The organism is Bradyrhizobium sacchari, from assembly GCF_002068095.1.
In the GTDB taxonomy this organism is placed as follows: domain Bacteria; phylum Pseudomonadota; class Alphaproteobacteria; order Rhizobiales; family Xanthobacteraceae; genus Bradyrhizobium; species Bradyrhizobium sacchari.
In genome coordinates this window covers 82,922-108,716 of the sequence record NZ_LWIG01000002.1, presented here as the reverse complement: position 1 = coordinate 108,716, position 25,795 = coordinate 82,922, and the positions used below count along the sequence as shown (strand labels likewise).

Sequence of the window (25,795 nt, the reverse complement as noted above, 5' to 3'; positions counted from 1 at the left end):
CCGTCTCTCTTCCGATCATTCCCAAAGGAGGTCCCAATGAGCACGAACATGTGGATTCGGCAGATTCATCGCTGGCTGTCGATGGCATTCACGGTTGCGGTCATCGCCAACATCGTCGCCATGATCATGCAGGTGCAGGCCGTCTGGATCGGCTTCCTGGCGCTCGTCCCGCTGATCCCGCTGCTCGCGACCGGGCTCTACTTGTTCGCGCTGCCCTATGTCGGCCGCCGCGACGGCGCGCGGCAAGAGGCGTGATCATGAAGAAGGCGGTGACAGCAAAGAAGAGCAGCGCGACGAAGACGGAGGGTGCCTCGCCCTCCAAACTGATCGACGGCAGGATCAGGGAGCTCGGCGACTGGCGCGGCGAGATGCTGGCGCGGGTCCGCGGCCTGATCAAGCAGGCCGATCCCGACGTGGTCGAGGAATGGAAATGGCGCGGCGTTCCCGTCTGGGAGCATGACGGCATCATCTGCACCGGCGAGACCTACAAGGAAGTGGTGAAGCTGACTTTTGCCAAGGGTGCGGCGCTGGCGGATCCGACCGGCCTGTTCAACTCCAGCCTCGAGGGCAATGTGCGCCGCGCGATCGATATTCGCGAGGGCGAGACAATCAACGAGAAGGCGCTGAAGACGCTGATCCGCGCGGCGGTGGAGCTGAATGCATCCAGGAAGAAGCCGACGAAGCGCTAGATGGCAACGCTCTCTCCGTTCCCTCCCCCCTTGTGGGGGAGGGTCAGGGAGGGGGGCGCCACACGGGGATTGTTTCCGTCGCGCACCGTCATCGGCGCATCGTCAACAACTGTCACCTGTTGCTGAGCTACCCCTCTCCCTAGCCCTCCCCCACAAGGGGGAGGGAACGCACCTTCGTCGGCGCACTAAGCAGAGACTCACCATCAAGCGCCAAGCGCAATCAGCCGCCCTCAGGCCACCGCGGCCGGGATCGGGCGCGGGCTGACGACATATTCGCGCAAAACCTTGTCGTTGGCGTCGACCTCGATCAGCGCGACGTCGTAGGTCCAGAGATCGGCCAGGTGCTGCAGCACGCGCTTGGCGTCTGTCTCGTTGAGCTGCGAGCCCTTGATGACGTGGTGGTGCAGGATCAGCCGGCGGTCGCCCGAGAGATCGACGTCGACCACCTCGATATTGGCGTCGATATAGCCGACATCGTGCTGCCGCGCCAATTCGCGCCGCACGCGGCGGAAGCCGCGCTCGTCGTGGATGGCATCGACGCGGATTCCCGCGCGCTCCTCGGGATCGTCGTGGAGATGGAACATGCGGAAGTGCCGCATCAGCCTGGGGCTCAGGAACTGACCGATGAAGCTCTCGTCGCGGTAGTTGGCCCAGACGTCGCGCAGCACGCCCATGACGTCGTTCTTGCCGGCGATGTCGGGGAACCACTCGCGGTCCTCGTCCTCCGGACTGGTGACGATGCGCTCGATGTCCTGCATCACCGCGAAGCCGAGCGCATAGGGATTGAAGCCCGAGAAGCGGGGATCGTCGAATTCGGGCTGGAACACCACGTTGGTGTGCGAGCCCAGGAATTCGAGGAAGTTGCCGTCGGTGATGCGGCCCTGCTGATGCAGCTGGGTCATGATGCGATAGTGGACGTAGGTCGCCGTCCCCTCGTTCATCACCTTGGTCTGGCTCTGCGGATAGAAATATTGCGCGATATGGCGGACGATGCGCAGGAGCTCGCGCTGCCAGGGCGCCAGCCGCGGCGCGCTCTTCTCCAGGAAATAAAGCAGGTTCTCCTGCGGCAGGCCGAGCAGCTTACGGCGGCGCTCGATGCTGAGCGTCGAACGGCTCTTGCTCTTGCCTGCCGGCACGGTGCGCCAGAGGTCGTTGAAGACCTCCTCCTCGTGCTGGCGCCTGCGCCCCGCCCGCTTCTCCTCGGCGCGCAGGTCAAGCTTCTTCTTGCCGGGATAGCGATCAATGCCGTGCGACATCAGCGCATGCGCGGCGTCGAGGGTGCGTTCGACCTCGGTGCGGCCGTAGCGCTCCTCGCATTGCATGACGTAGTTCTTGGCGAAATCGAGATAGTCCAGGATGCCGTCGGCGTCGGTCCACTGCTTGAACAGATAGTTGTTCTTGAAGAAGTGATTGTGGCCGAAGGCGGCGTGCGCGATCACCAGCGTCTGCATCGTCGCCGTGTTCTCCTCCATGAGATAGGAGATGCAGGGCGAGGAGTTGATCACGATCTCATAGGCGAGGCCCATCAGGCCCTTGCGGTAGGAGGCCTCGTGGAAGGCGAAATGCTTGCCGAAGGACCAGTGCTTGTAGAACAGGGGCATGCCGACCGAGGAGTAGGCGTCCAGCATCTGCTCGGCGGTGATGACCTCGATCTGGTTCGGATAGACGTCGAGCCCGAGATCCTTCAACGCAACCTCCTCGCAGGCATCGGTGATGCGCTGCAAGGTGCGAAAATCCCAATCCGCGCCTTCGAACAAACGTTCAGTCATGGAGCGGCTTTCTCCTGAGCAGTTTCGCGGCGCTGGAACAGGTCGTGGAACACCGGGAAGATCTCGCTGCGCTCGGAGACCTTGCGCATCGAGAGCGGTGCGCCGCTGTTGCGCAGGCGCTCGTAGAGGGTCCAGAGCGAGGAGTCGGAGAGATCGAAGGCGCTGCCGCCGGATTCCCCAACCTCGAGATAGGCGAAGAACTGGCAGACCGGCAGGATCTTGTCGGTCAGCAGCAGCCCGGTGAGCTCGCCGTCGGAATAGGAATTGTCGCCGTCGGAGGCCTGGGCGGCGTAGATGTTCCAGTCCGACGGATTGAAGCGCTCGCGCACGATCTCGTGCATTGCCTGCAGCGCGCTGGAGACCAGCGTGCCGCCCGAGGCCGGGCCGTAGAAGAAGGTCTGCTCGTCCACCTCCTCGGCGCGGTCGGTGTGCCGGATGAAGACGATCTCGACATGCTTGTAGCGCCGCTTCAGGAACACGTAGAGCAGCATGTAGAAGCGCTTGGCGAGATCCTTCATGTGCTCGGACATCGAGCCCGAGACGTCCATCAGGCAGAACATCACGGCCTGTGCGACGGGCTTCGGCACCATCTCGAAGCGGCGGTAGCGGATGTCGAGCGGATCGATGAAGGGAATGCGCTTGGATTTCGCCTTCAGTGCGTCGAGCTGGGCGACGAGCTCAACCCGCTCGTCCTCGTCCGTGCAGGCGGCAATCGCCGCCTCCAGCTCCTCGATCTCCTCCTTGCGGGGACGCTTGAGCGCGATGCGGCGCGCCAGCGCGAGTTTCACCGTGCGGCTCACCGAGATGTTGGCGGGCGAGCCCGACGTGGTGTAGCCGGCACGCTGGATGCCCTCGCTCTCGGTCTGCGCGATCTTGCGCTTGGCAAGATCCGGCAGCTCGAGGTCGTCGAGGAAGAGATCGACGAACTCGTCGCGGGACAGGACGAAGCGGAAGGCGTCCTCGCTGTCGCCTTCGCCGGGACCGGAGTCCTTGGCGCTGCCCTGGCCGGAGCGCTGCAGATAGTCGCCCTCGATGAATTTCTTGTTCCCGGGCAGCACCATGTCCCGCGTCCCGCCTTCGCGGCGGAAACGCGGCTCGTGCATCCCGTCGAGCGGGATCGTGACCTCACCACCCTCCAGGACGTCCTTGATGTCGCGTTCCTGCGAGGTCTTCTTGACGGCGCCCTGCACCAGGGATTTGGCCCGACGCAAGAACCGCTGCCGGTTCTCAAGACTCTTGCCGCCTGGGTTCAGGCGCCTGTCAATAATGTGAATGGCCACTTTCCCATCCGCCTCAACCGGCCTGCTTCACGCGCATGTACCATTCGACGAGCCGGCGAACCTGACGCTCGGTGTAGCCGCGCTCCACCATGCGTGCGACGAACTCGCCGTGCTTCTTCTCCGTCTCGCCGTCCTTCTTCGACCCGAAGGAGATGACCGGAAGCAGGTCCTCGACCTGGGAGAATATCCGCTTTTCGATCACGTCGCGAATCTTCTCGTAGGATGTCCAGGTCGGATTCTTGCCGCCGTTCTGGGCCCGCGACCGTAACGAGAATTTGACGACCTCGTTGCGGAAGTCCTTGGGGTTGGCAATGCCGGCCGGCTTCTCGATTTTGGTCAGTTCCTGGTTCAACAATTCGCGATCCAGCAGCTGGCCGGTGTCGGGGTCCTTGAAGTCCTGATCCTCGATCCAGGCGTCGGCGTAGTCGACGTAGCGGTCGAACAAGTTCTGGCCGTAATCCGAGTAGGATTCGAGATAAGCCTTCTGGATCTCGTTACCGATGAACTCGGCGTAGCGCGGCGCCAGTTCCGCCTTGATGAATTCGAGGTAGCGCTTCTCGACTTCCTCGGGCAGCTGCTCCCTGCGGATCGACTGCTCCAGCGCGTACATCAGATGCACGGCGTCGGCGGCGACCTCCTGCGGATCGTGGTTGAAGGTCGCGGCCAGGATCTTGAAGGCAAAGCGGGTGGAGACGCCATCCATGCCTTCGTCGACGCCGGCGGCATCGCGGTATTCCTGGACGCTGCGCGCCTTGGGATCGGATTCCTTCAGGCTTTCGCCGTCGTAAACCCGCATCTTGGCAAACACCGTGGAATTCTCGTGCTTGCGCAGGCGCGACATCACCGAGAACCGCGCCAGCGTCTCCAGCGTCGAGGGCGCGCACGGCGCGGACGCGAGCTCGGAGCCCTGAATCAGCTTCTCGTAGATCTTCTGCTCTTCGGTGACCCGCAGGCAGTAAGGCACCTTGATCACGCAGATGCGGTCGATGAAGGCCTCGTTGTTCTTGTTGGCCTTGAAGCTCGCCCACTCCGCCTCGTTGGAATGCGCGAGGATGACGCCGGTGAACGGGATTGCGCCGATGTTCTCGGTGCCGATGTAGTTGCCCTCCTGCGTTGCGGTGAGCAGCGGGTGCAGCATCTTGATCGGTGCCTTGAACATCTCGACGAATTCAAGGATGCCCTGGTTCGCACGATTGAGTCCGCCGGAATAGCTGTAGGCGTCGGGATCGTTCTGCGCGTAGGTCTCGAGCTTGCGGATATCGACCTTGCCGACCAGTGAGGAGATGTCCTGGTTGTTCTCGTCACCCGGCTCGGTCTTGGAGACCGCGATCTGGCGCAGCCGCGACGGCTGGATCTTGGCGACGCGGAATTGCGAGATGTCGCCGCCGAAGGCTTCCAGCCGCTTGTAGCACCACGGGCTCATCAGGCCGGTGAGACGACGACGCGGAATGCCGTATTTCTCCTCCAGCATCGGCCCGAGATGATCGGGATCGAACAGGCTGAGCGGGCTTTCGAACACGGGTGAGAGTTCATCGCCGGCCTTGAGCACGTAGATCGGCTGCACTTCCATCAGCGACTTCAGCCGCTCCGCGAGCGAGGATTTGCCGCCGCCGACCGGACCCAGCAGATACAGGATCTGCTTGCGTTCTTCGAGACCCTGGGCCGCGTGCCGGAAGAAACCGACGATGCGCTCGATGGTTTCTTCCATGCCGTAGAAGCCGGCGAAGGCCGGATAGGTGCGGATGGTGCGGTTCAAAAAAATACGGCCAAGGCGTGGGTCCTTGGCCGTGTCAATCGTCTGCGGATCGCCGATCGCTGCTAGCAGTCGTTCGGCCGCGTTGGCGTATTTCATGGGATCGCTTCGACACGATTCCAGATATTCCGCCATCGACATGTCGTGCTGGCTTCTCGCCTCGAACGACCGAGCGAAAGCGTTGAATAGAGAATCGTTGTACATGATCCCTCTCCGCGTGAGTTCCGCTACAAGCTGAAACGAAAGCAGTTGCCGGACCGTTCCTCAGGCCGTTTCGAATCAGCGTGAGCACATGACGATCATTGGACACCCGGGGGCCGACTCCACGCAACGCACAACGTAGGCAACCGGGTGAGTTACGAACAGGCACCTGCCTGTTATTTATGCGAATCTATGTATATCTTCGCTCATTTCCAGAAAATGTCACTCGGCCGCAACATCCGGGCATTACCGGGGATCAGATCATCCGGCGGTGCAGCATAGGCGCCTGGCGGCGGCAGCTTTATGACGCTTGTACGGCCAAGCCTTGTGCCTCTGAGTCTCGCATGCCTTGATCGCGCTCCGCCGCAATGTCTCAAAATCGGTCGCCTGTCCGTCGGGCGAATGAGGATGCGATCGTCCTGCACGCCGCGCGATGTCTCTCGCAGCCGGGTCCCGACGCAAGAGAGCTATCGCCGCAAGGCCGGTGTCGGCGCCAGCGCGATCATCCTGTGCCCGCGGCGCGGCTCGGTCGAAATCCCGGCAATCGACTCCAAAAGGAGAAATTCATCATCGCAACGCCCACCGCGACCAGCAGCCGCAAACGTGTCGCGCATGGGGATTTCGAGATCGTCCGACGCCACGGTCCGCAGGATCGATTGCGGGCTTTCGAAGATGGCGAGCGAAGAGCCGTCAGGATGCGGGTGCATGTATTCCCCCAGCTTCGCCATCCGCGACCGGGCCAGCAAGGATTCGGTCGGACCGGAAGCAGCTGACGACCCGCGGTGCGGCGGCCGATAGCCGTTACGCAAAGAGCGCAAGGAAACCTCGGCCGCACCTCTTCCGGTCAAGCAGATTTTTACACAACACAGCCGCTGCCGCCTGGATCGCCATGATCGCGGCAGAGTTACACCGGAGGGTATGACTCGCACGCCCTTGATTGGTTCCCTCCCGGGAGCATGTAAGCTAGAGGATAGCGCGTCAGGACCGGCGCGGAAACCCCTCGCCCGCAGGCTTGGAGATAAATAAGCATCATGAATCCCGTCAAAGAACTGGAAAAGCACGGACAAGCCGTCTGGCTGGACTTCCTGGCCCGCGGCTTCATCGCCAAGGGCGACCTGAAGCGGCTGATCGACACCGACGGCGTCAAGGGCGTCACCTCCAACCCCTCGATCTTCGAGAAGGCGATCGGCAGCTCGGACGAATACGACGCCCCGATCGGCAAGGCGCTGAAGCGCGGCGACCGGACCGTGGCCGATTTGTTCGAGGCCGTCGCGATCGAGGACATCCAGAATGCCGCCGACGTGCTGCGACCGGTCTATGACCGCCTCGAGGGCGGCGACGGCTATGTCAGCCTGGAAGTGTCGCCCTATCTGGCGATGGACACCGCCGGTACCGTGGCTGAAGCGCGGCGGCTGTGGAAGGACGTTGGTCGCAAGAACCTGATGGTGAAGGTGCCGGCGACGCCGGAAGGCCTGCCGGCGATCGAGACGCTGATCGGCGACGGCATCAGCATCAACATCACGCTGCTGTTCTCCAAGGCGGTCTATCTCGAGGTTGCCGAGGCCTATCTGGCGGGTCTCGAGAAATACGTCGCCGGCGGCGGCGATCCATCGCATGTCGCCAGCGTCGCGAGCTTCTTCGTCAGCCGCATCGACTCGGTCGTCGACAAGCAGCTCGACGAGAAGATCGCGCGCGCCAACGATCCGTCCGAGAAGGAGCGGCTCGCCGCGCTGAAGGGCAAGGTCGCGATCGCCAACGCCAAGGTCGCCTATCAGGATTACAAGCGCCTGTTCGCAGGCCCCCGCTGGGAGAAGCTCGCCGCCAAGGGCGCCAAGCCGCAGCGCATGCTGTGGGCCTCCACCGGCACCAAGAACAAGGACTACAGCGACGTCCTTTACGTCGAGGAGCTGATCGGCCCCGACACCATCAACACCGTGCCGCCCGCGACGCTGGATGCATTCCGCGACCACGGCAAGCCGCGCGACAGCCTGGAAGAGAATGTCGAGGACGCAAGGCGCGTGCTGGACGAGCTGGAGCGCTCCGGCATCTCGCTGGAAGCTATCACCGAGGAGCTCGTCAAGGACGGCGTCAAGCTGTTTGCCGACGCCGCCGACAAGCTCTACGGCGCGGTCGCGCACAAGCGCGCCACCGTGCTCGGGCCGGCGCTCGACCGCCAGCAGCTTTCGCTGGGCGACGGGCTCGGCAAGGCCGTGGCCAAGAGCACCGAGGAGTGGCGCGCGGCCGCAAAAATCCGCAGGCTCTGGCAGCGCGACAAATCGATCTGGACCGGCACCGACGAGGACAAATGGCTCGGCTGGCTCGACAGCGCGGCCAAGGCCGATGTCGCCGACTACGAGGACTATGCGGGCCGCGTGAAGGGCCAGAAATTCTCCGACGCCGTGGTGCTCGGCATGGGCGGATCGAGCCTCGGACCCGAGGTTCTGGCCGAGACCTTTGGCAAGAAGCCGGGCTTCCCGAAGCTGCACGTGCTTGACTCCACCGATCCCGCGCAGGTGCGGGCGATGGAAGACAAGATCGACATCGCCAGCACCGTCTTCATCGTCTCCAGCAAGTCCGGTGGCACCACCGAGCCGAACGCGATGAAGGACTATTTCCACGAGCGCGTCGCGCAGGCGGTCGGCCCCAAGGTGAAGACCGGCCATCGCTTCATCGCGGTGACCGATCCGGGCTCGTCGCTGGAGAAGGCGGCGAAGAAGCTGAACTATGCCCGCATCTTCCATGGCGAGCCCTCGATCGGCGGACGCTATTCGGTGCTCTCGCCGTTCGGCCTGGTGCCGGCGGCAACCGCCGGTATCGACGTCAAGACCTTCGTCAGGCACGCGCTGTCGATGGCCCGCTCCTGCGGACCGGACGTGCCGCCGTCCGAAAACCCTGGCGTGCAGCTCGGCCTTGCCATGGGATTGGCCGCGCTCGAAGGCCGCGACAAGGTGACAATCCTGTCCTCGAAGAAGATCGCCGATTTCGGCGCCTGGGCCGAGCAGCTGATCGCGGAATCGACCGGTAAGGAGGGCAAGGGCCTGATACCGATCGACGGCGAGCCGCTGGGCGATCCCTCGGTCTACGGCAACGACCGCTTCTTCATCGACATCCGCATCGAAGGCGAAGCCGACGCTGCACACGACCCGCAGCTTGCCGCGATCGAAGCAGCCGGCCATCCGGTCGTGCGCATCGTCATGAAGTCGATCGAGCATCTCGGCCAGGAGTTCTTCCGCTTCGAGATGGCCACGGCCGTGGCGGGCTCGATTCTCGGCATCAACCCGTTCGACCAGCCGGACGTGGAAGCTGCCAAGATCAAGACCCGTGAGCTCACCGCCTCGTTCGAGAAAACCGGCGCGCTGCCGGCAGAAGAGCCGGTGGTCAGCACCAAGGAAGCCGATCTCTTCACCGACGAGGCCAACGCCGCCGCGCTCCGCGCCGCCGGCGCAAATGGCGACCTCACCTCCTGGCTGAAGGCGCATCTGTCGCGATCCAGCGAGGGTGATTACGTCGCCCTGCTCGGCTACATCGCACGTGACAAGGCCACCATCGATGCGCTCCAGGCGATGCGACTGGAGGTGCGCGAGAAGCGGCATGTCGCGACCTGCGCCGAATTCGGCCCGCGCTTCCTGCACTCGACGGGACAGGCCTACAAGGGCGGCCCCGACAGCGGCGTGTTCCTCCAGATCACGGCCGACGATGCCAAGGACCTGGCCGTGCCGGGCCAGAAGGCGAGCTTCGGCGTGATCAAGGCGGCGCAGGCGCGCGGCGATTTCGACGTACTCACCGAGCGCGGCCGGCGCGCATTGCGGGTCCACCTGAAGGGCGGGCTCAAGAAAGGTCTCGCCGCGCTCAACGCGGCGCTCAACGACGCACTGAATTAGAGGAATCTCTCACATGCAACTCGGCATGATCGGCCTCGGCCGGATGGGCGGCAACATCGTTCGCCGCCTGATGCGCCACGGCCATTCGACCGTGGTCTACGACAAGGAGGCCAAGGCCGTCGCTGGCCTTGCCGCAGACGGCGCGGTGGGCTCGGCAACGCTGGAAGAGTTCATCGCGAAGCTCGAGCGGCCGCGCACGGCCTGGGTGATGCTGCCTGCCGGACACATCACCGAGACGACGATCGACACGATCGCGGGCGTGATGCAGGAGGGCGACGTCATCATCGACGGCGGCAACACCTTCTGGCAGGACGACGTCCGCCGCGGCAAGGCGCTGAAGGCGCGCGGCATCCACTATGTCGACGTCGGCACGTCAGGCGGCGTCTGGGGACTCGACCGCGGCTATTGCATGATGATCGGCGGCGAGAAGCAGGTGGTGGACCGGCTCGATCCGATCTTCGCCGCGCTGGCGCCCGGCGCCGGCGACATTCCGCGCACAGAGGGACGCGAAGGACGCGATCCCCGCATCGAGCAGGGTTACATCCATGCCGGCCCCGTCGGCGCCGGGCACTTCGTCAAGATGATCCACAACGGGATCGAATACGGCTTGATGCAGGCCTATGCCGAAGGCTTCGACATCCTCAAGAACGCCAATATCGACGCCCTGCCGGCAGATCACCGCTACGACTTCGATCTCGCCGACATCGCCGAGGTGTGGCGGCGCGGCAGCGTGATTCCGTCCTGGCTGCTCGACCTCACCGCGACGGCGCTCGCCGACAGCCCGCAACTGACGGAATATTCCGGCTTCGTGGAGGATTCCGGGGAAGGACGCTGGACCGTGAATGCCGCGATCGACGAGGCCGTGCCGGCCGAAGTCTTGACAGCGGCGCTCTACACACGTTTCCGTTCCCGCAAGGAACACACCTTTGCCGAAAAAATTCTCTCCGCGATGCGCGCGGGTTTCGGCGGCCACAAGGAGCCGAAGCAGCCGGGCGCTTCGAAGCCGAAGTAAGACCTGACGCAACGAGCAACAGAGCGAAGGCCGACAGTTCGTGACAAAAGACCCGCAAGCCAAGCGCAAGCCGGAAAATTGCGCCTTCGTCATCTTTGGTGTCACGGGCGACCTCACCCATCGTCTCGTGATGCCATCGCTCTACAATCTGGCGGCCGAGCATCTGCTGCCGGAAAAGTTCTGCGTCGTCGGCGTGGCCCGGAGAAGCCAGTCGGATGACGAACTGCGCAACAGCCTGCTGAAGGGCCTGCGCCAGTTCGCGACGCGGCCGGTGGATGACGACATCGCCACGAGGCTGCTGGAATGCGTGACCTTCGTCGAGGCCGATCCGAAGGATCCGCCCTCCTTCGACCGCCTGCGCGAGCATCTGGATTCGCTGGAATGCGCGCAGGACACCGGCGGCAACCGGCTGTTCTATCTGGCAACGCCGCCCGCCGCGTTCGCGCCGACCGCGCGCGAGCTCGGCCGCACCGGCATGACGAAGGAGAACGGTGCCTGGCGACGGCTCGTGATCGAAAAGCCGTTCGGCACCGACCTCGCATCGGCCAAGGCGCTGAATGCCGAGCTGCTGAAGATCATGGACGAGCACCAGATCTACCGGATCGATCATTATCTCGGCAAGGAGACGGTGCAGAACATCCTGGTGCTGCGCTTTGCCAATGGCATGTTCGAGCCGATCTGGAATCGCAACCACATCGACCACATCCAGATCACGGTGGAGGAGAAGCTCGGCGTCGGCCATCGCGGCGGCTTCTACGATGCCACCGGCGCGCTGCGCGACATGGTGCCGAACCATCTGTTCCAGCTGATGTCGCTGGTGGCGATGGAGCCCCCTGCGCGTTTCGACGCACATTCCGTCCGCTCCGAGAAGGCCGACGTGCTCACATCGATCCAGCAGCCGAGCCGGGAGGAGGCGCTGAGGAATTCGGTGCGCGCGCAATATCTCGCCGGCCGCATCGGCGACGACGCGATCACGGACTATCGCAAGACCGAGGACGTCAAGCCCGACAGCACCACCGAGACCTTCGTCGCGCTCAAGCTGATGATCGACAATTGGCGCTGGGCCGGCGTCCCCTTCTACCTGCGCACGGGCAAAGCGCTGGGTCACAAGCGCACCGAAGTCGCGATCAAGTTCAAGCAGGCTCCGCTGTCGATGTTTTCGGGCACCGACGTCGACCGCCTGTCGCAGAACTTCCTCACCATCGGCATCGCGCCGACCGAGACGATCGAGCTGCAGTTCAACGCCAAAATCCCGGGGCCGAGCATCACCATCGACGGCGTCGAGATGAAATTCCGCTACGGCGACTATTTCCGCGCCGATCCCTCGACCGGTTATGAAACGCTGATCTACGACTGCATGATCGGCGACAACATCCTGTTCCAGCGCGCCGACGGCATCGAGGCCGGCTGGCAGGCGGTGCAGCCGTTCCTGGATGCCTGGAAGAGCGCGGGCACCAACGGCATCGAGACCTATGAAGCCGGCAGCGACGGCCCGGCCTGCGCCGACGAGCTGCTCCGGCGCGACGGACGAAGCTGGCGGAAATCTACGTGATGGCGGACGGGCAGCGGAAGCTGATCGTCGCGGCCGATGCCGAGGCGCTGGCGCAGGCCGCGGCCGAGCGGGTGATGGCGCGGGTCGGCGCCAATCCCGGGCGGCTCGCGATCTGCCTGACCGGCGGCTCGAGCCCGAAGAAGCTCTATCAATTGCTCGGCAGCGATGCCTGGCGCGGCAGAATCCCGTGGGACCGCGTGCATTGGTTCATCGGTGACGAGCGCTTCGTGCCACCGAACGATCCTCTCAACAACATGGCGGTGGCCCGGGCGACATTTCTTGATCGCAATGCGCCTGCCGGCCATATCCACCCGATCCCGACCACGACCGAAAATCCCGATGCCGGTGCGCAGGCCTATGCGCGCGAGCTGCAGGCCTTCTACGGCGCAGACCGGCTCGATCCGGCGCGGCCGCTGTTCGACCTCGTCCTGATGGGCGCAGGCCCGGATGGCCACACCGCCTCGCTGTTTCCCGGGTACCCCGAGATCGAGGAGGCTCGGCACTGGGTCGTCGGCGTTCCCAAGGCCAACGTCGCACCCTTCGTGCCGCGGGTCTCGCTCACCCTGCCCGCTCTGGCCTCCTGCCGCGAAATGCTGTTTCAGATTGCCGGGCACGACAAGCAGCCGATCTTGACGCGCCTCCTCAATGGCGAGAATCTGCCGGCCTTACGCGCGCGCTCGAATGGTGAGACCGTCTGGCTGGTCGACAGGGCCGCGCTTCCGGAGGAAATTCGTGGGCCGCGTTGAAGCACCTTGTGCGTTGATCGTGATGGGCGTGTCGGGTTCGGGCAAGAGCACGGTTGCGGGGGCACTTGGCGAGCGGCTCGGCTGGCGCTTCGAGGACGGCGACAGCTTCCACCCCGCCAGCAATGTCGAGAAGATGCGGGCCGGCCATCCCCTCACCGACGAGGATCGCTGGCCCTGGCTCAACGCCATCGCCGACGAGATCGAGCGGGTGTGCGGACGCGGCGAGCACGTCATCATCGCCTGCTCGGCGCTGAAGCACACCTATCGTGACGTGCTGCTGCGCGGACGCAGTGACGTCCGCTTCGTGTTCCTGAAGGGGACGAAAGAGCTGATCGCCGAGCGGCTCGCGCAGCGCAAGGGCCATTTCATGCCGCCCGGGCTGCTGACGAGCCAGTTCGACACGCTGGAGCCGCCGGAGGCGGGCGAGCACGTCCTCACCGTCTCGATCGACGAGACTGTCGAGGCAATCGTGGACGGCATCGTGCGGCAATTGAAGCTCGGCGGGGCAATATCCAAGGTTCTGCCATGACGCAAATCTCACTCGTGGTCTCCGACGTCGACGGCACGCTGCTGACCAAGGACAAGACGCTGACCGAGCGTGCGCGGAGCGCGGTGCAGCGGCTGCACCAGGCCGGCGTCGGCTTCACCATCACCTCCAGCCGCCCGGCGATCGGCATGCGCTTCCTGATCGAGCCGCTGGCGCTGTGGCTGCCGGTCGGCCCGTTCAACGGCTCCTCGATCGTCGATACCGAGATGAGGCCGGTCGAGCAGCACCTGATTCCGCCGGGCGCTGCCGAGCGGTCGCTAAAGATCCTACGGGAGTTCGGCGCCGACATCTGGCTGTTCACCACCGACAAATGGCTGATCGACAATCCAAGCGGCAAATACGTCGCGCACGAGCAGCATACGATCCGCTCCGACCCGACCATCATCACTGATTTCTCGCCGTACCTCGCCAGCGCCTGCAAGATCGTCGGCGCCAGCGCCGATGCCGCGGGCCTGGAGCGTTGCGAAAAAGCGATGCAGGAGGCGCTCGGCAGCGAGGCCACCGCGGTGCGCTCGCAGACCTATTATCTCGACATCACCCCGCCCGGCTTCAACAAGGGCACGTTCGTCGAGGCCATGGCCAAGCGCCTCGGCATCTCGACCGACGCGGTCGCCACCATCGGCGACATGCAGAACGACCTCGCCATGTTCCGCGTCAGCGGCACCTCGATCGCCATGGGCAACGCCGCCGACAACGTCAAGGACGAAGCCACCCACGTCACCGCAAGCAACGAGCAGGACGGCTTTGCCGAGGCGATGGAGATGATCTTGAAGCGGAATGGGGTGGGCTAGACGGGCTGCCAGTTGTGTCACCTCTCCCGCTTGCGGGAGAGGTCGCCGCGTAGCGGCGGGTGAGGGTTCTCTCCTCTTGGGGGTTCTCGCCCAGCGGAGACACCCCCACCCCAACCCTCCCCCGCAAGCGGGAGAGGGAGTGCACCGTCCTCGTGGAGGCAAAAGAGCCTGACGGCTCTTGCTACTGCTTCGACCGCTGCATCGCCGGCTTCTCGCTCTTCTGCCTTGCCGCCGACAGGTTATGCGCGGTGTTGACCAGCGCGATGTGGGTCAGCGCCTGCGGGAAGTTGCCGGTCTGGCGGCGGGCCACGGAGTCGTATTCCTCGGCGAGTAGCCCGACATCGTTCGCAACGCCGACCACGCGATCGAACAAGACCTGCGCCTTGTCGAGATCGCCCGACAGCACACAGGCATCGGCGAGCCACAGGGTGCAGGCCAGGAACGCCCCTTCGAGCGGTGGCTGGCCCGCGGCCAGCTCGCGCGGATCGTGCCGCAATACGAAACCGTCGCGCATCAGGCATCTCTCGACAGCCGCGATGGTGCCGCTAATACGCGGGTCCTCCGCCGGCAGGAAGCCGACGGCGGGCAGCAGCAGCACGCTGGCATCGAGCAACTTTGCGCCATAGGACTCGACGAAGGCGTTCTCCTCCGCATCGAAACCGTTGTTGCAGACGTCGCGATGAATGGCTTCGCGCAAGGTGCACCAATGCAACAGCGGCGCCTTGAAGCCAAAGGTCTCGGCGCTCTTGATGCCGCGGTCGAAGGCGACCCAGGTCATGACCTTCGAGAACACGTAGTGCCGGGGCTGCCCGCGCCGTTCCCAGATGCCGTGGTCGGGCCGGTCCCAGACCTCGGCGAGATGGTTGAGCACCGCGCATTCCAGTGCCCAGCTCTCCTCGTCGAGCTTCAGCCTGGCCATGCGCGACTGGTGGAAGGCGTCGATCAGCTCGCCATAGACGTCGAGCTGGAGCTGCGCATGCGCGGCATTGCCGATACGCACCGGCTGCGCGCCCTCGTAGCCGGCGAGCCAGCCCGCCTCCCATTCCAGGAGCCGCCGCTGGCCCCAGATGCCGTACATGATCTGCATGTTCGACGGCGAGCCTGCGGCGGCGCGGAGCAGCCAATTGTGCCAGGCGGAGGCTTCCTCGGTGTAGCCCGAGTTCATCAGCGCCAGCAGTGTGAAAGTGGCATCGCGCAGCCAGCAGAAGCGGTAATCCCAGTTCCTGCTGCCGCCGAGCTTTTCCGGCAACGACGTCGTGGGTGCGGCGACGATGCCGCCGGTGGGGCCGAAGGTCAGCGCCTTCAGCGTGATCAGGGAGCGCACGATCAGATCATGATAATCGCCATTGCGGGTGCATTGGCGGCACCAATCCTTCCAGAACGTTTCGGTCTCCTGAAGCGCGACCTCCGGGTCGATCGGCTCGGGGGGATCGAGGTGCGAGGGCCCATAGGTCAGCACGAAGGGGATACTCTCGCCCGCCCTCACCTCGAAGTCTGACACCGTGGTCAGATCCTCGCCGCGCGTTTCAACCGGCGTGCGGAGCACCGTCATGTCCTGGCCGCAAATCGCGAGCAGCGAATGGTCGATCCGTCGCACCCAGGGAATGTCCACGCCGAAGCCGAAGCGGATGACAAGCTCCATCCGCATCTTTACGGTACCGCTGACGCCGCGGACCAGACGCACGATGTCGGACGCCTTGCCGCGCGGCGGCATGAAATCGATCAGCGCAACGGTGCCGCTTTTGGTCTCAAACCGCGTTTCGAGGATGAGGGTATCGCCGAGATAGCGGCGCGAGGTCGCTGTGACATCCTCGGCGGGCGCGACCAGCCAGCGGCCGTTCCTGTGCGTGCCGAGGATGGCGGCAAAGCAGGCGTCGGAATCGAAGGCCGGCCAGCACAGCCAGTCGATCGAGCCGTTGCGCCCGACCAGCGCCGCGGTCTCGCAGTCGCCGATCAGCGCATAGTCCTCGATCCTCTGCGTCAATGTCTTACGAGCCTGGGAAGCCCCGGCTGCTCAACTTCCGCCGGTCAGCGAACGTTCCCGCGTCGCCGCTCTCAAGGCCGTGAGATCAACCTTCGAGGCGATCTTGTCGAGCGCGACAGGCAGGCGCTGGCGCCAGTTCGGGTGCTCGTCGATCGTGCCGGGGATGTTAGGCTGATCGATCACGCCGAGCAGGTCCTCCATGGACACCGCAAGCAGGCGCGAGGGCGTGCGCGACAGGAAGGCGAGCACCGAATAGAGGTCGTTGGCAGTGATGCCGTTCTGGCGCAGGATCTCGTCGAGCGCACCGAGCGCGTCCCAGCGCGCCTGATCGTCCTCGCCGGGATCGAGTCCGAGCGAGCGCTTCATCGTGAGATCGCTGAAGGAGCGCCAGCCCGCATAGGTGCAGAGATCATGCGTGTTCAGCGTCACTAGCGCGTTGGGCCGGTAATGATCGATATTGCGAAAATGGCCGGCATCGTCGCGCTCGAACATCATGACGAGATAGGACCAGATGCCGAAATCCTGCATGGTCTCGCGGAAGCCTTCCGGCACGGTGCCGAGGTCCTCGCCGATCACGATGCATTTGTGGGCCGCGCTCTCGCGCACCACCGCGGCGAGCAGCGCCTCGAACGGCATCTGCACATAGGCGCCGTTGTCGGGCTTGAAGCCGCGCGGCACCAGATAAAGCCGCTTCAAGCCGAGCACGTGATCGAGCCTGATGGCGCCGGCATGGCGCATCGACGCCGCCAGCATGTCGGCGAACGGAACGAAGGATTGCGCTTCCAGACCGCCGGCATTGAAGCCGGCGAGGCCCCAGTCCTGGCCGATGGTGTTGAGCACGTCCGGCGGAGCGCCGACGGCGAGGTGGCGGGAAATCGCGGTCTGCTCGTTCCAGGCATCGAAGCCGTTCGACTGCACGCCGACGGCAACGTCGAGATAGAGCCCGACGCGCATGCCGAGCTGGCTGGCCAGCTCCTTGGCGGCATGCAATTGGCCGTCCGCCGTCCATTGCACGAATTCGACGAATTCGACCTCGCGCTTGTCAGGCCCGTTGCGCAATTCGGTGCATTTGGCCTCGTCCGGCTGCTGCCATTCGGATGGCCATTCCCACCATGGCCGGTTGAAGCGATGTCGCAGCACCTCGAAGCAGGCAAAGCGGGACAATAGCGGCGCGCGGGCGGCGCGGAAGGCGTCAAACGCCTGGCGGCGCGCCGTACTGGCGCTTGTCACGAAGCTGTTGAAGGCGGCGCGCAAGGCCGGCCATTTCAGCGCCGCCATGTCGGCATAGGGCACGCGGTCGCCTTCACGCAGCCGCGCGGCGGTCGCGGCCGCATCAGGGACGAGATCGGCGGAAAATTCCGGGATCGCTTCGACGTCGATATAGAGCGGATTGAGAAACAGCCGGCTGTTCGGCGAATAGGGGCTGCAATCGGCCGGCTGGTCGTCGAACAGCACGTGCAGCGGATTGAGGCCGACGCCGTCGGCGCCGAGCTGCTTGGCGAGCCGGACGAGACCGGCGAGATCGGTAAAATCGCCGATGCCCCAATTGCGGTCGGAGCGGACGCTGTAGAGCTGCACGGCGAGCAGCCAGCCGCGATCGAAATCGCCGCCGAAGGCGCGCTCGGGCGCCACGATCATCGGCACCTCTTCGCTCGCGCCCGCTGCATCCGTCAGCGTCAGACGATGATAGCCGAGCGGCAGGCCGTCAGGCCAGGCAATGACGGGCTCACGCGTCTCGCCTTGCGCGATCACATGGCCGTTGCCGTGGATTTTCCATTGCAGCGGCGGCCTTCCGGTCGCCGCCAGTTCGGTGCGTGGATGTCCGAGGGCGCGCACCACGACAGGCCCGCTGACGAAGCGGTAGATCCGCTTCTCCGGCAGGGCATCGAGGATGGATTTGAGCGCCTCGGGCGCGGTGACCCGCAGCTTGCCGAGGGCGTCGACGAATTCGGACTGAACGCCCTTGATCCGGGCTTGAGCTAAAAGATCCATTCGGCACGCAGCTTGCAGGCCATGATTTGGCCGGGGGCAGGGATTTTAACGAGGTCGCGGAAGAGGTTAGTCAGGGGTAACTCGCAAACTGCGCTCGCCGTTCCCGAGGGAACCAATGACACACAAGCGGCTTTCTATAATGGTACCAAGCGTGGGTTCCCGACAAGGGAAACGGGCTCCTGCTTTCTTGTCAATGGCATCACCGTGAACAAGACAATTCAAACTGTCGAGAGTGCCGCAGCCGGCAGCGCTTTCCTCATCGAAGACGTCTATCCCTTGATCGACGGCGGCCGCTTCGCCGTGAAGCGGATCGCGGGCGAGCGGGTCGAGGTCTGGGCCGACATCTACCGCGACGGTGAGGCCGTGATCACCGCCGCGCTGATCTGGCGAGCAGAGCAGGACCGCGAATGGCAGAGCGAGCCGATGATCCATCACGGCAATGACCGCTGGTCCGGCGCGTTCACGCCCGTTGAGCCTGGTCGATATGTTTACGCGATCGAAGCCTGGACCGACGCGTTCGCCACCTGGTCGCACGCAACCGCGCGAAAACAGCGCACGGGCGCCGATGTCAGCCTCGATGCCATCGAGGGCGCCGCGCTGCTGACCAAGGCGCATGGCGCGCGGCAGGACGCCGCAGCGATCATCATCAAGCGATGCGAGGATTATCTCCAGACCGGCGACGTGACCCCGCTGCTGGCGACCGAGCTTGACGCAGCCATGGCGGAGAGCCAGTCGCGGCCCGACCTGACGCGCTCGCCGCTCTTCCCGCTGATGATCGATCGCGACAGAGCGCGCTTCGGCGCCTGGTACCAGATGATGCCGCGCAGCCAGAGCGAGATCCCCGGCCAGCACGGCACGCTCCGCGACTGCATTGCGCGGGTGCCTGATATCGCCGCGATGGGCTTTGACGTGCTCTACTTCACGCCGATCCACCCGATCGGCCGCACCCACCGCAAGGGCCGCAACGACGCGCCGGTGGCGAGCGAAGGCGATCCGGGTTCGCCCTACGCGATCGGCGCCGCCGAAGGCGGGCACGATGCGCTGCATCCCGAGCTCGGCACGGTCGAGGACTTTCGCGCGCTGGTCGCCACATGTCTCGAATACGGGCTCGAGCTCGCGCTCGATTTCGCGGTGCAGTGCTCGCCGGACCATCCCTGGCTGACGCAGCATCCGGAATGGTTCAAATGGCGGCCGGACCGCTCGGTGCGGGCGGCGGACGGACCCTATTCGGACATCGTCATCCCCGATTTCGGCTCGGTCGATCGAGCCGGGCTGTGGAACGCGTTTCGCGACGCCATGCTGTTCTGGATCGACCATGGCGTCACCATCTTCGCCATCGACAATCACGACACCGCGCCGCTGCCGTTCTGGGAGTGGCTGATCGCTGACATCCGCCACCGGCATCCCGAGGTGATCCTGTTCTCCAAGACCTTTGCACGGCCGAAGCTGATGAAGGGCCTCGCCAAGCTCGGCTTCGCGCAGTCCTTCAGCTACTTTCCCTGGCGCACGACGAAGGCAGAGCTGGAGCAGCATCTGGGGGAGCTGACAGCCTATCCCGAGCGGGACTTCTATCGTCCGAACCTGTTCGTCAACACCGCCGACCTGTTGCCCTATCATCTCCAGAGCGGCGAGCCCTGGGTGTTCAAATCGCGGCTCGCGCTGGCGGCGACGTTGTCGGGCAATTACGGCATCTTTGCCGGGTTCGAGCTCCTGGAGCACGAGGCGGTGCCCGGCCGTGAGGAATATCTCGATTCCGAAAAATACCAGATCAAGCCGCGCGACTGGGACAAGCCCGGCAACATCAAGCCCTACATCGCCGCGCTCAACCGCATCCGCAACGACAACGCGGCGCTGCAGCAGACAGCAAGCTTGCGCTTCCTCGGCGTCGAGGACGGCGAGACGATCGCTTTCGCCAAGGAGGCGGCCGACCCGGCGAACACCGTCGTCGTCGTGGTTGCGCTCTCCCGTCATGTGCGCGAATTCTGGTTGTCGTTCGGCGACCTCACCACCGACGTCGGCGGCGAGCGCCGCCACGTCACCGCACTCGAAAACCTCCTCACCGGCGAACAGTCCCGCATCGAATGGGGCGGGATCAGGTTGCGTATCGATCCCGACCGCGATCCGGCGCTCCTGTTCCGCTGCCTGGCGTAAGGGTTCACGCCATGAACGTATTGTCTTCCGTCGATACCAAGAAGGCCGAGGCTGCCGACGTCGTGGATGAGCTCTGGTACAAGGACGCCATCATCTACCAGCTCCACGTCAAGGCCTTTGCCGACAGCAACAATGACGGCATCGGGGACTTCGCCGGCCTGACCGAGAAGCTGCCCTATCTCCAGGAGCTCGGGGTCACCGCGCTCTGGCTGCTGCCGTTCTACCCCTCGCCCGGCCGCGACGACGGTTACGACATCGGCGACTACGGCGCCGTCAATCCCGATTTCGGGACGATGAAGGACTTCAAACGCTTCATCCAGGAGGCGCAGAAGCGCGGACTGCGCGTCATCACCGAGCTCGTCGTCAACCACACCTCCGACCAGCACAAATGGTTCAAGCGCGCGCGCCGCAGCCATCCGGGCTCGAGCGCCCGCAACTGGTACGTCTGGAGCGACACCGACCAGAAATACCAGGGCACCCGGATCATCTTCACCGACACGGAGAAGTCGAACTGGACCTGGGATCCGGAGGCCGGCGCCTTCTACTGGCACCGATTCTTCTCGCATCAACCCGACCTCAATTTCGACAATCCGCGCGTAGTCAGCGCCATCATCCAGGTGATGAAGCGCTGGCTGGATGCCGGCGTCGACGGCTTCCGGCTAGATGCCATTCCCTATCTCTGCGAACGGGAAGGCACCTCGAACGAGAACCTCCCCGAGACGCACGCCATCATCAAGCGCCTGCGCCAGGAGCTCGACGCTTATTCCAAGGGCAAGCTGCTGCTGGCCGAAGCCAACCAATGGCCGGAGGACGTGCAGGAATATTTCGGCCGCGGCGACGAATGCCACATGGCCTATCACTTCCCGCTGATGCCGCGCATCTACATGGCGATCGCGCAGGAGGACCGCTTTCCGATCACCGACATCCTGCGCCAGACGCCGGACATTCCGGCGAGCTGCCAATGGGCGCTGTTCCTGCGCAACCATGACGAGCTGACCTTGGAGATGGTCACCGACGTCGAGCGCGACTATCTCTGGACCACCTACGCCAACGACCCGCGCGCCCGCATCAATGTCGGCATCCGGCGGCGCCTCGCGCCGCTGATGGACAACGACCGCCGCAAGATCGAGCTGATGAACTCGCTGCTGCTGTCCTTCCCGGGCACGCCGATCATCTATTACGGCGACGAGATCGGGATGGGCGACAACATCTATCTCGGCGACCGCAACGGCGTGCGCACGCCGATGCAATGGAGCCCGGACCGCAATGGCGGCTTCTCGCGCTGCGACCCCGCGCGTCTCTATGCGCCACTGATCATGGATCCGGTCTACGGCTATGAATCGGTGAACGTGGAAGCGCAGTCGCGCAGCCTGTCGTCGCTGCTCAGCGCCACCAAGCGGCTGATCTCGGTGCGCAAGTCGACGCTCGCTTTCGGGCGCGGCTCCATGACCTTCATCCGCCCGGCCAATCGCGCCGTGCTGGCCTATGTCCGGCAGTATCGCGACGAGGTGATTCTGTGCGTCGCCAATCTCTCGCGCGCGGCGCAGGCGACCGAGCTCGATCTGTCGCCGTGGAAGGACCGCATCCCGCAGGAGATGCTGGGCCGGACCCGTTTCCCGGCGATCGGCGAATTGCCCTACATGATCACGCTGGGGCCCTATGGCTTCTACTGGTTCCAGCTTCAGGAGCGCGACAAGTCCGAGCCGGTGGCGCCGCGCGCGGTGCCGGAGTTCGAGACCCTGGTCGTGCCGGTGAATTCGAACTGGGTCTCGCTCGCCCGCGAGCGCGGCGTGTTCGAGCGCGACGTGCTGCCCGGATTCCTGTCGCGGACGCGGTGGTATCCCGATCACAATCCCAAGCACATCCAGACCGCGTTGACCTCGGCGGTGCCGTTCTGCGACATCGGCGACAACCGCCCCTGGATCGCCTTCTTCGAGACCAGGCAGGGGAACACGGCGGCACGTTACGTGCTGCCGCTGCAGATCGAGTGGGTGCGCTTCGACCGCGAGCGCTTCAACCCGAAGGCGCTCGCCGCCGTGCGCCAGGGCGCACGCGAAGGCACGCTGCTCGACGTTGCAACCGATCAGATCTTCATCGGCCTGTTCCTGCGCAATCTGTCGCAGAACCTGGTGGTGGAAGAGAACGATCTGCGGCTCGAGTTCAAGGCGACCAGCCGGTTCGCCGACTACACCATCAAGGAGCCCGAACGCATCCGCGCGATCGAGCAGTCCAACAGCACCGCGCTCGTGGACAATCAATATGTCGTCAAGATCTATCGGCAGCTCGAAAGCGGCACCAGTCCCGAGATCGAGATCGGTCACTACCTCACCGAAATCGCCCGCTTCGCCAACACGCCGGCGCTGCTCGGCAGTGTCGAGCTGGTCGAGGACGATCAGCGCAGCGCGCTCGGTGTGCTGCATGCCTATGTCGAGAACCAGGGCGACGGCTGGACCGTGACCAACGGTTACCTCGATCGCTATATCGACGAGCAGCGGATCTGGCCCGCGGGCGAGGCGCCCCGCGACACCCAGGAGCAGGCACCCTACCTGCATTTCATCGCGCAGATCGGCCGGCGGCTTGCCGAGCTGCATGTCGCTCTGGCCGCGGCAAAGCCGGACAATCTCGCTCCGGAAGCGATCGAACCCGAACACGCCAGGCGTTGGGTCTCCGACCTCAAGGCGCGGGCCGAGCGCGTTTTCGAGCAGCTGGCCGACAGCCGCGACGGCCTGCGGGAGGCGGACCGGCCGCTGATCGACCAGCTCGCCGCAGCGCGCGCGGCCCTGACCGACCACCTCAATGCACTATTGCCTTCCGCCATCGGCGGGTTGAACATCCGTCATCATGGCGACTTCCGCCTCGGGCAGACTCTGATCGTGAAGGACGACATCTTCATCATCGATTTCGACGGCAATCCGCGCCGGCCGTTGGCCGACAAGCGGCGCAAGCTGCCTGCCGCGCGCGACGTCGCCGGCCTGATCCGATCGATTGATCTTTCGGTTAATGTCGCCCTCAACCGGGCGCTCACGGGCGCCTCCGACGAACAGGAGCGCCTTGCGGCCGCGCTTGGCGAATGGCGCGAACGCGCCACCACGACGTTCCTGCACGCCTATCGCGAGGCCATGACCGACCGGCGGCTGTGGCCCAAAGATCCGCAAGTCGCGCAAGGCCTGTTAAGGTTTTTCCTGCTTGATCAAGCGTTCGACGACGTAGAGTACGAACTGTCCCACCGGCCCGAGGGGCTCCATGCGCCGCTGACCGGACTGCTTCGCATTCTGTCCAGTGCCGAGAGCGAAGCCCATGCCTAAACTGCCAGCCGAAGCCTACGCGATCATCGAGGGCCGCCACTCCGACCCGTTCCACTATCTCGGGCTGCATCCCGAGGGCGGCAAGAGCGTGGTCCGTGCCTTCCTGCCCGAGGCCTCCAATGTCGAGGCGGTCGGCGAGCATGGCGAGATCGCGCCGCTCGACCGCGTTCATGACTCCGGCCTGTTCATCGGCGCCCTGCCCAACGGCTCGAAGCACTACCAGCTGCGCGCGAAATTCGGCAACAACGTCGTCGAGTTCGAGGATGCCTACCGCTTCCCGCCGATCCTGACCGATTTCGACCTCTACCTGCTCGGTGAAGGCACGCACCAGCGCCTCTACGACAAGCTCGGTGCGCACCCGATGCGGCTCGATGGCGTCGACGGCATCGGCTTCGTGGTGCTGGCGCCGAATGCGCGGCGCGTATCCGTGGTCGGCGATTTCAACTTCTGGGACGGGCGGCGTCATCCGATGCGGGTGCGCGGCAGCGGGTACTGGGAGCTCTTCATCCCGCATGCGAAGATCGGCGATCACTACAAGTTCGAGATCATCGGCCCGCACGGCCATCTGCTGCCGCTGAAATCCGATCCGCTCGCGTTTGCGAGCGAGGTGCGGCCGAAGACCGCCTCGATCGTGTTCGACGAGGCGCATCTGCCGCGGCCGCGCTCCGCGCCCGACGGCATCAACGCGCTGTCGGCACCGATGTCGATCTACGAGGTCCATCTCGGCTCGTGGCGGCGCAAGGGCAACAATGAATGGCTCACCTATCGCGAGCTGGCCGAGCAATTGCCGGCCTATGCCCGCGACATGGGGTTCACGCATCTCGAATTCCTGCCCGTCAGCGAGCATCCTTTCGACGGCTCATGGGGCTATCAGCCGACCGGCCTCTACGCTCCGACCAGCAGGTTCGGAAGCCCCGAGGATTTCGCCGCGCTGGTCGATGCCTGCCACCGCGAAGGCATCGGCGTGCTGCTCGACTGGGTGCCCGGCCATTTCCCCGACGATCCGCACGGGCTCGGCAGTTTCGACGGTACGGCACTCTATGAACACGCCAACCCGCTCCAGGGCCGCCACCTCGACTGGGGCACGCTGATCTACAATTACGGCCGCACCGAAGTGACGAACTTCCTGGTGTCGAATGCGCTGTTCTGGCTCGAGCGCTATGCCATCGACGGCCTGCGCGTCGATGCGGTAGCGTCGATGCTCTATCTCGACTACAGCCGGCCGCCCGGGGCGTGGATTCCGAACCAGTATGGCGGCCGCGAAAACATCGAAGCGATCAACTTCCTGCGCCGTTTCAACACCGAGCTGTTCGCGCGCTTCCCGCAGGCCACGACGGCGGCCGAAGAATCCACCGCATGGCCGCAGGTGTCGCGCCCCGTCGAATTCGGCGGGCTCGGCTTCGGCTACAAGTGGAACATGGGCTGGATGCACGACACGCTGAACTACATCAGCAAGGATCCGATCCACCGCAAGCATCATCACGGCGAGATCCTGTTCGGCCTGCACTACGCCTTCTCGGAGAACTTCATCCTGCCGCTGTCGCACGACGAGGTCGTGCACGGCAAACGCTCGATCCTCGGCCGCATGCCCGGCGACGAATGGCAGCGCTTTGCGAATTTGCGGGCCTATTACAGCTTCATGTTCGGCCACCCCGGCAAGAAGCTGCTGTTCATGGGCGCCGAGATCGCGCAGAGCCGCGAATGGAATCACGACCAGTCGCTCGACTGGCACCTGCTCGAATACAAGGTCCATTCGGGCATCCAGGCGCTGATCCGCGACCTCAACCGGCTCTATCGCGCGGTGCCGGCACTGCATCAGATGGACTGCGACCAGGCCGGCTTCGAATGGCTGATCACGGACGACGCCAACCGCAACGTGTTCGCTTGGCTGCGCAAGGGCTTCGACGAGCACGCGCGGTGCCTCGTCATCGTCAACTTCTCCCCCAATGTCTATCGCAACTATCGCGTTCGCGTGCCCTTGCCCGGCAAGTGGAAAGAGGTGCTCAATTCCGACTCCGCCCATTATGGCGGCAGCAATGTCGGGAACATCGGCGAGGTCCAGACCGTTGACGGCAAGACGCCCGAGCTCCGCCTCACCATTCCGCCGCTCGCCGCGATCTTCCTCGTTCCGGAAAGCTGACA

The 25,795-nt window shown here is 64.5% G+C and carries 17 protein-coding genes; 11 read left to right on the top strand and 6 right to left on the bottom strand.

Going from position 1 to position 25,795, the window contains the following annotated elements:
• The first annotated feature begins 36 nt into the window (after positions 1 to 36).
• Positions 37 to 255: a hypothetical protein gene (locus A5906_RS04925; RefSeq protein WP_080134161.1), complete on the top strand. Its 219-nt coding sequence runs from the start codon at positions 37 to 39 to the stop codon at positions 253 to 255.
• A gap of 2 nt (positions 256 to 257) precedes the next feature.
• On the top strand, positions 258 to 689 hold the full coding sequence (locus A5906_RS04920; RefSeq protein WP_080134215.1) for a DUF1801 domain-containing protein: 432 nt from the start codon (positions 258 to 260) through the stop codon (positions 687 to 689).
• 230 nt (positions 690 to 919) lie between these two features.
• On the opposite strand, the gene A5906_RS04915 is transcribed toward A5906_RS04920, so the two are convergent.
• From A5906_RS04915 to A5906_RS04900, 4 genes are all read right to left on the bottom strand, one after another.
• Positions 920 to 2,458 (bottom strand): SpoVR family protein, encoded by a 1,539-nt coding sequence (locus A5906_RS04915; RefSeq protein ID WP_080134160.1) that lies wholly within the window; start codon positions 2,456 to 2,458, stop codon positions 920 to 922.
• Positions 2,455 to 3,732, bottom strand: a complete 1,278-nt coding sequence (locus A5906_RS04910; RefSeq protein WP_186465165.1) for a YeaH/YhbH family protein — start codon at positions 3,730 to 3,732, stop codon at positions 2,455 to 2,457. Before A5906_RS04910 ends, A5906_RS04915 begins: the two co-directional genes overlap by 4 nt.
• 19 nt (positions 3,733 to 3,751) lie before the next feature.
• The gene (locus tag A5906_RS04905; protein WP_080134158.1) at positions 3,752 to 5,695 is read right to left on the bottom strand and encodes a PrkA family serine protein kinase; all 1,944 of its coding nucleotides are present in this window, start codon (positions 5,693 to 5,695) and stop codon (positions 3,752 to 3,754) included.
• 464 nt (positions 5,696 to 6,159) lie between these two features.
• Positions 6,160 to 6,438, bottom strand: coding sequence for a hypothetical protein (locus tag A5906_RS04900; protein ID WP_136614976.1), 279 nt, complete (start codon positions 6,436 to 6,438; stop codon positions 6,160 to 6,162).
• A gap of 285 nt (positions 6,439 to 6,723) precedes the next feature.
• Between A5906_RS04900 and A5906_RS04895 the strand changes: the two genes are divergently transcribed.
• From A5906_RS04895 to A5906_RS04870, 6 genes are read left to right on the top strand one after another with little or no spacing between them, the layout of a single operon-like run.
• Positions 6,724 to 9,573 (top strand): bifunctional transaldolase/phosoglucose isomerase, encoded by a 2,850-nt coding sequence (locus A5906_RS04895; protein ID WP_080134156.1) that lies wholly within the window; start codon positions 6,724 to 6,726, stop codon positions 9,571 to 9,573.
• A 13-nt stretch (positions 9,574 to 9,586) separates the two neighbouring features.
• Complete coding sequence (gene gnd / locus A5906_RS04890) at positions 9,587 to 10,585, top strand: phosphogluconate dehydrogenase (NAD(+)-dependent, decarboxylating) (RefSeq protein ID WP_080134155.1); 999 nt, start codon at positions 9,587 to 9,589, stop codon at positions 10,583 to 10,585.
• A 40-nt stretch (positions 10,586 to 10,625) separates the two neighbouring features.
• Entirely contained in the window at positions 10,626 to 12,137 is a 1,512-nt protein-coding gene (gene zwf / locus A5906_RS04885) for a glucose-6-phosphate dehydrogenase (protein WP_080134154.1), read from the top strand.
• Positions 12,134 to 12,883, top strand: coding sequence for a 6-phosphogluconolactonase (pgl, locus tag A5906_RS04880; RefSeq protein WP_080134153.1), 750 nt, complete (start codon positions 12,134 to 12,136; stop codon positions 12,881 to 12,883). Before zwf ends, pgl begins: the two co-directional genes overlap by 4 nt.
• Before the next feature lie 22 nt (positions 12,884 to 12,905).
• A complete protein-coding gene (locus tag A5906_RS04875) occupies positions 12,906 to 13,412 on the top strand; it encodes a gluconokinase (protein WP_080134152.1) in 507 nt (168 codons plus the stop codon).
• Complete coding sequence (locus A5906_RS04870) at positions 13,409 to 14,221, top strand: Cof-type HAD-IIB family hydrolase (RefSeq protein WP_080134151.1); 813 nt, start codon at positions 13,409 to 13,411, stop codon at positions 14,219 to 14,221. Before A5906_RS04875 ends, A5906_RS04870 begins: the two co-directional genes overlap by 4 nt.
• Positions 14,222 to 14,402: 181 nt before the next feature.
• Here the strand turns inward: A5906_RS04870 and A5906_RS04865 are convergent, their stop codons facing one another.
• Entirely contained in the window at positions 14,403 to 16,205 is a 1,803-nt protein-coding gene (locus A5906_RS04865; RefSeq protein WP_080134150.1) for a glycoside hydrolase family 15 protein, read from the bottom strand.
• Between the two features lie 30 nt (positions 16,206 to 16,235).
• Positions 16,236 to 18,197 carry a 4-alpha-glucanotransferase gene (gene malQ, locus A5906_RS04860; RefSeq protein ID WP_080134149.1) on the bottom strand — a complete coding sequence of 654 codons (1,962 nt, stop codon included), beginning with the start codon at positions 18,195 to 18,197 and terminating at the stop codon, positions 16,236 to 16,238.
• Positions 18,198 to 18,401: 204 nt separating this feature from the next.
• Here malQ and A5906_RS04855 point away from each other — a divergent pair, with 204 nt between their 5' ends.
• The 3 genes from A5906_RS04855 to glgB are packed head-to-tail and all read left to right on the top strand — an operon-like array spanning position 18,402 to position 25,793.
• The gene (locus A5906_RS04855; RefSeq protein WP_080134148.1) at positions 18,402 to 20,348 is read left to right on the top strand and encodes a maltotransferase domain-containing protein; all 1,947 of its coding nucleotides are present in this window, start codon (positions 18,402 to 18,404) and stop codon (positions 20,346 to 20,348) included.
• An 11-nt stretch (positions 20,349 to 20,359) separates the two neighbouring features.
• Complete coding sequence (gene treS, locus A5906_RS04850) at positions 20,360 to 23,653, top strand: maltose alpha-D-glucosyltransferase (RefSeq protein ID WP_080134147.1); 3,294 nt, start codon at positions 20,360 to 20,362, stop codon at positions 23,651 to 23,653.
• Positions 23,646 to 25,793 carry a 1,4-alpha-glucan branching protein GlgB gene (glgB, locus tag A5906_RS04845; protein WP_080134146.1) on the top strand — a complete coding sequence of 716 codons (2,148 nt, stop codon included), beginning with the start codon at positions 23,646 to 23,648 and terminating at the stop codon, positions 25,791 to 25,793. The genes treS and glgB overlap by 8 nt, the downstream gene beginning before the upstream one ends.
• The last annotated feature ends 2 nt before the right edge of the window (positions 25,794 to 25,795 follow it).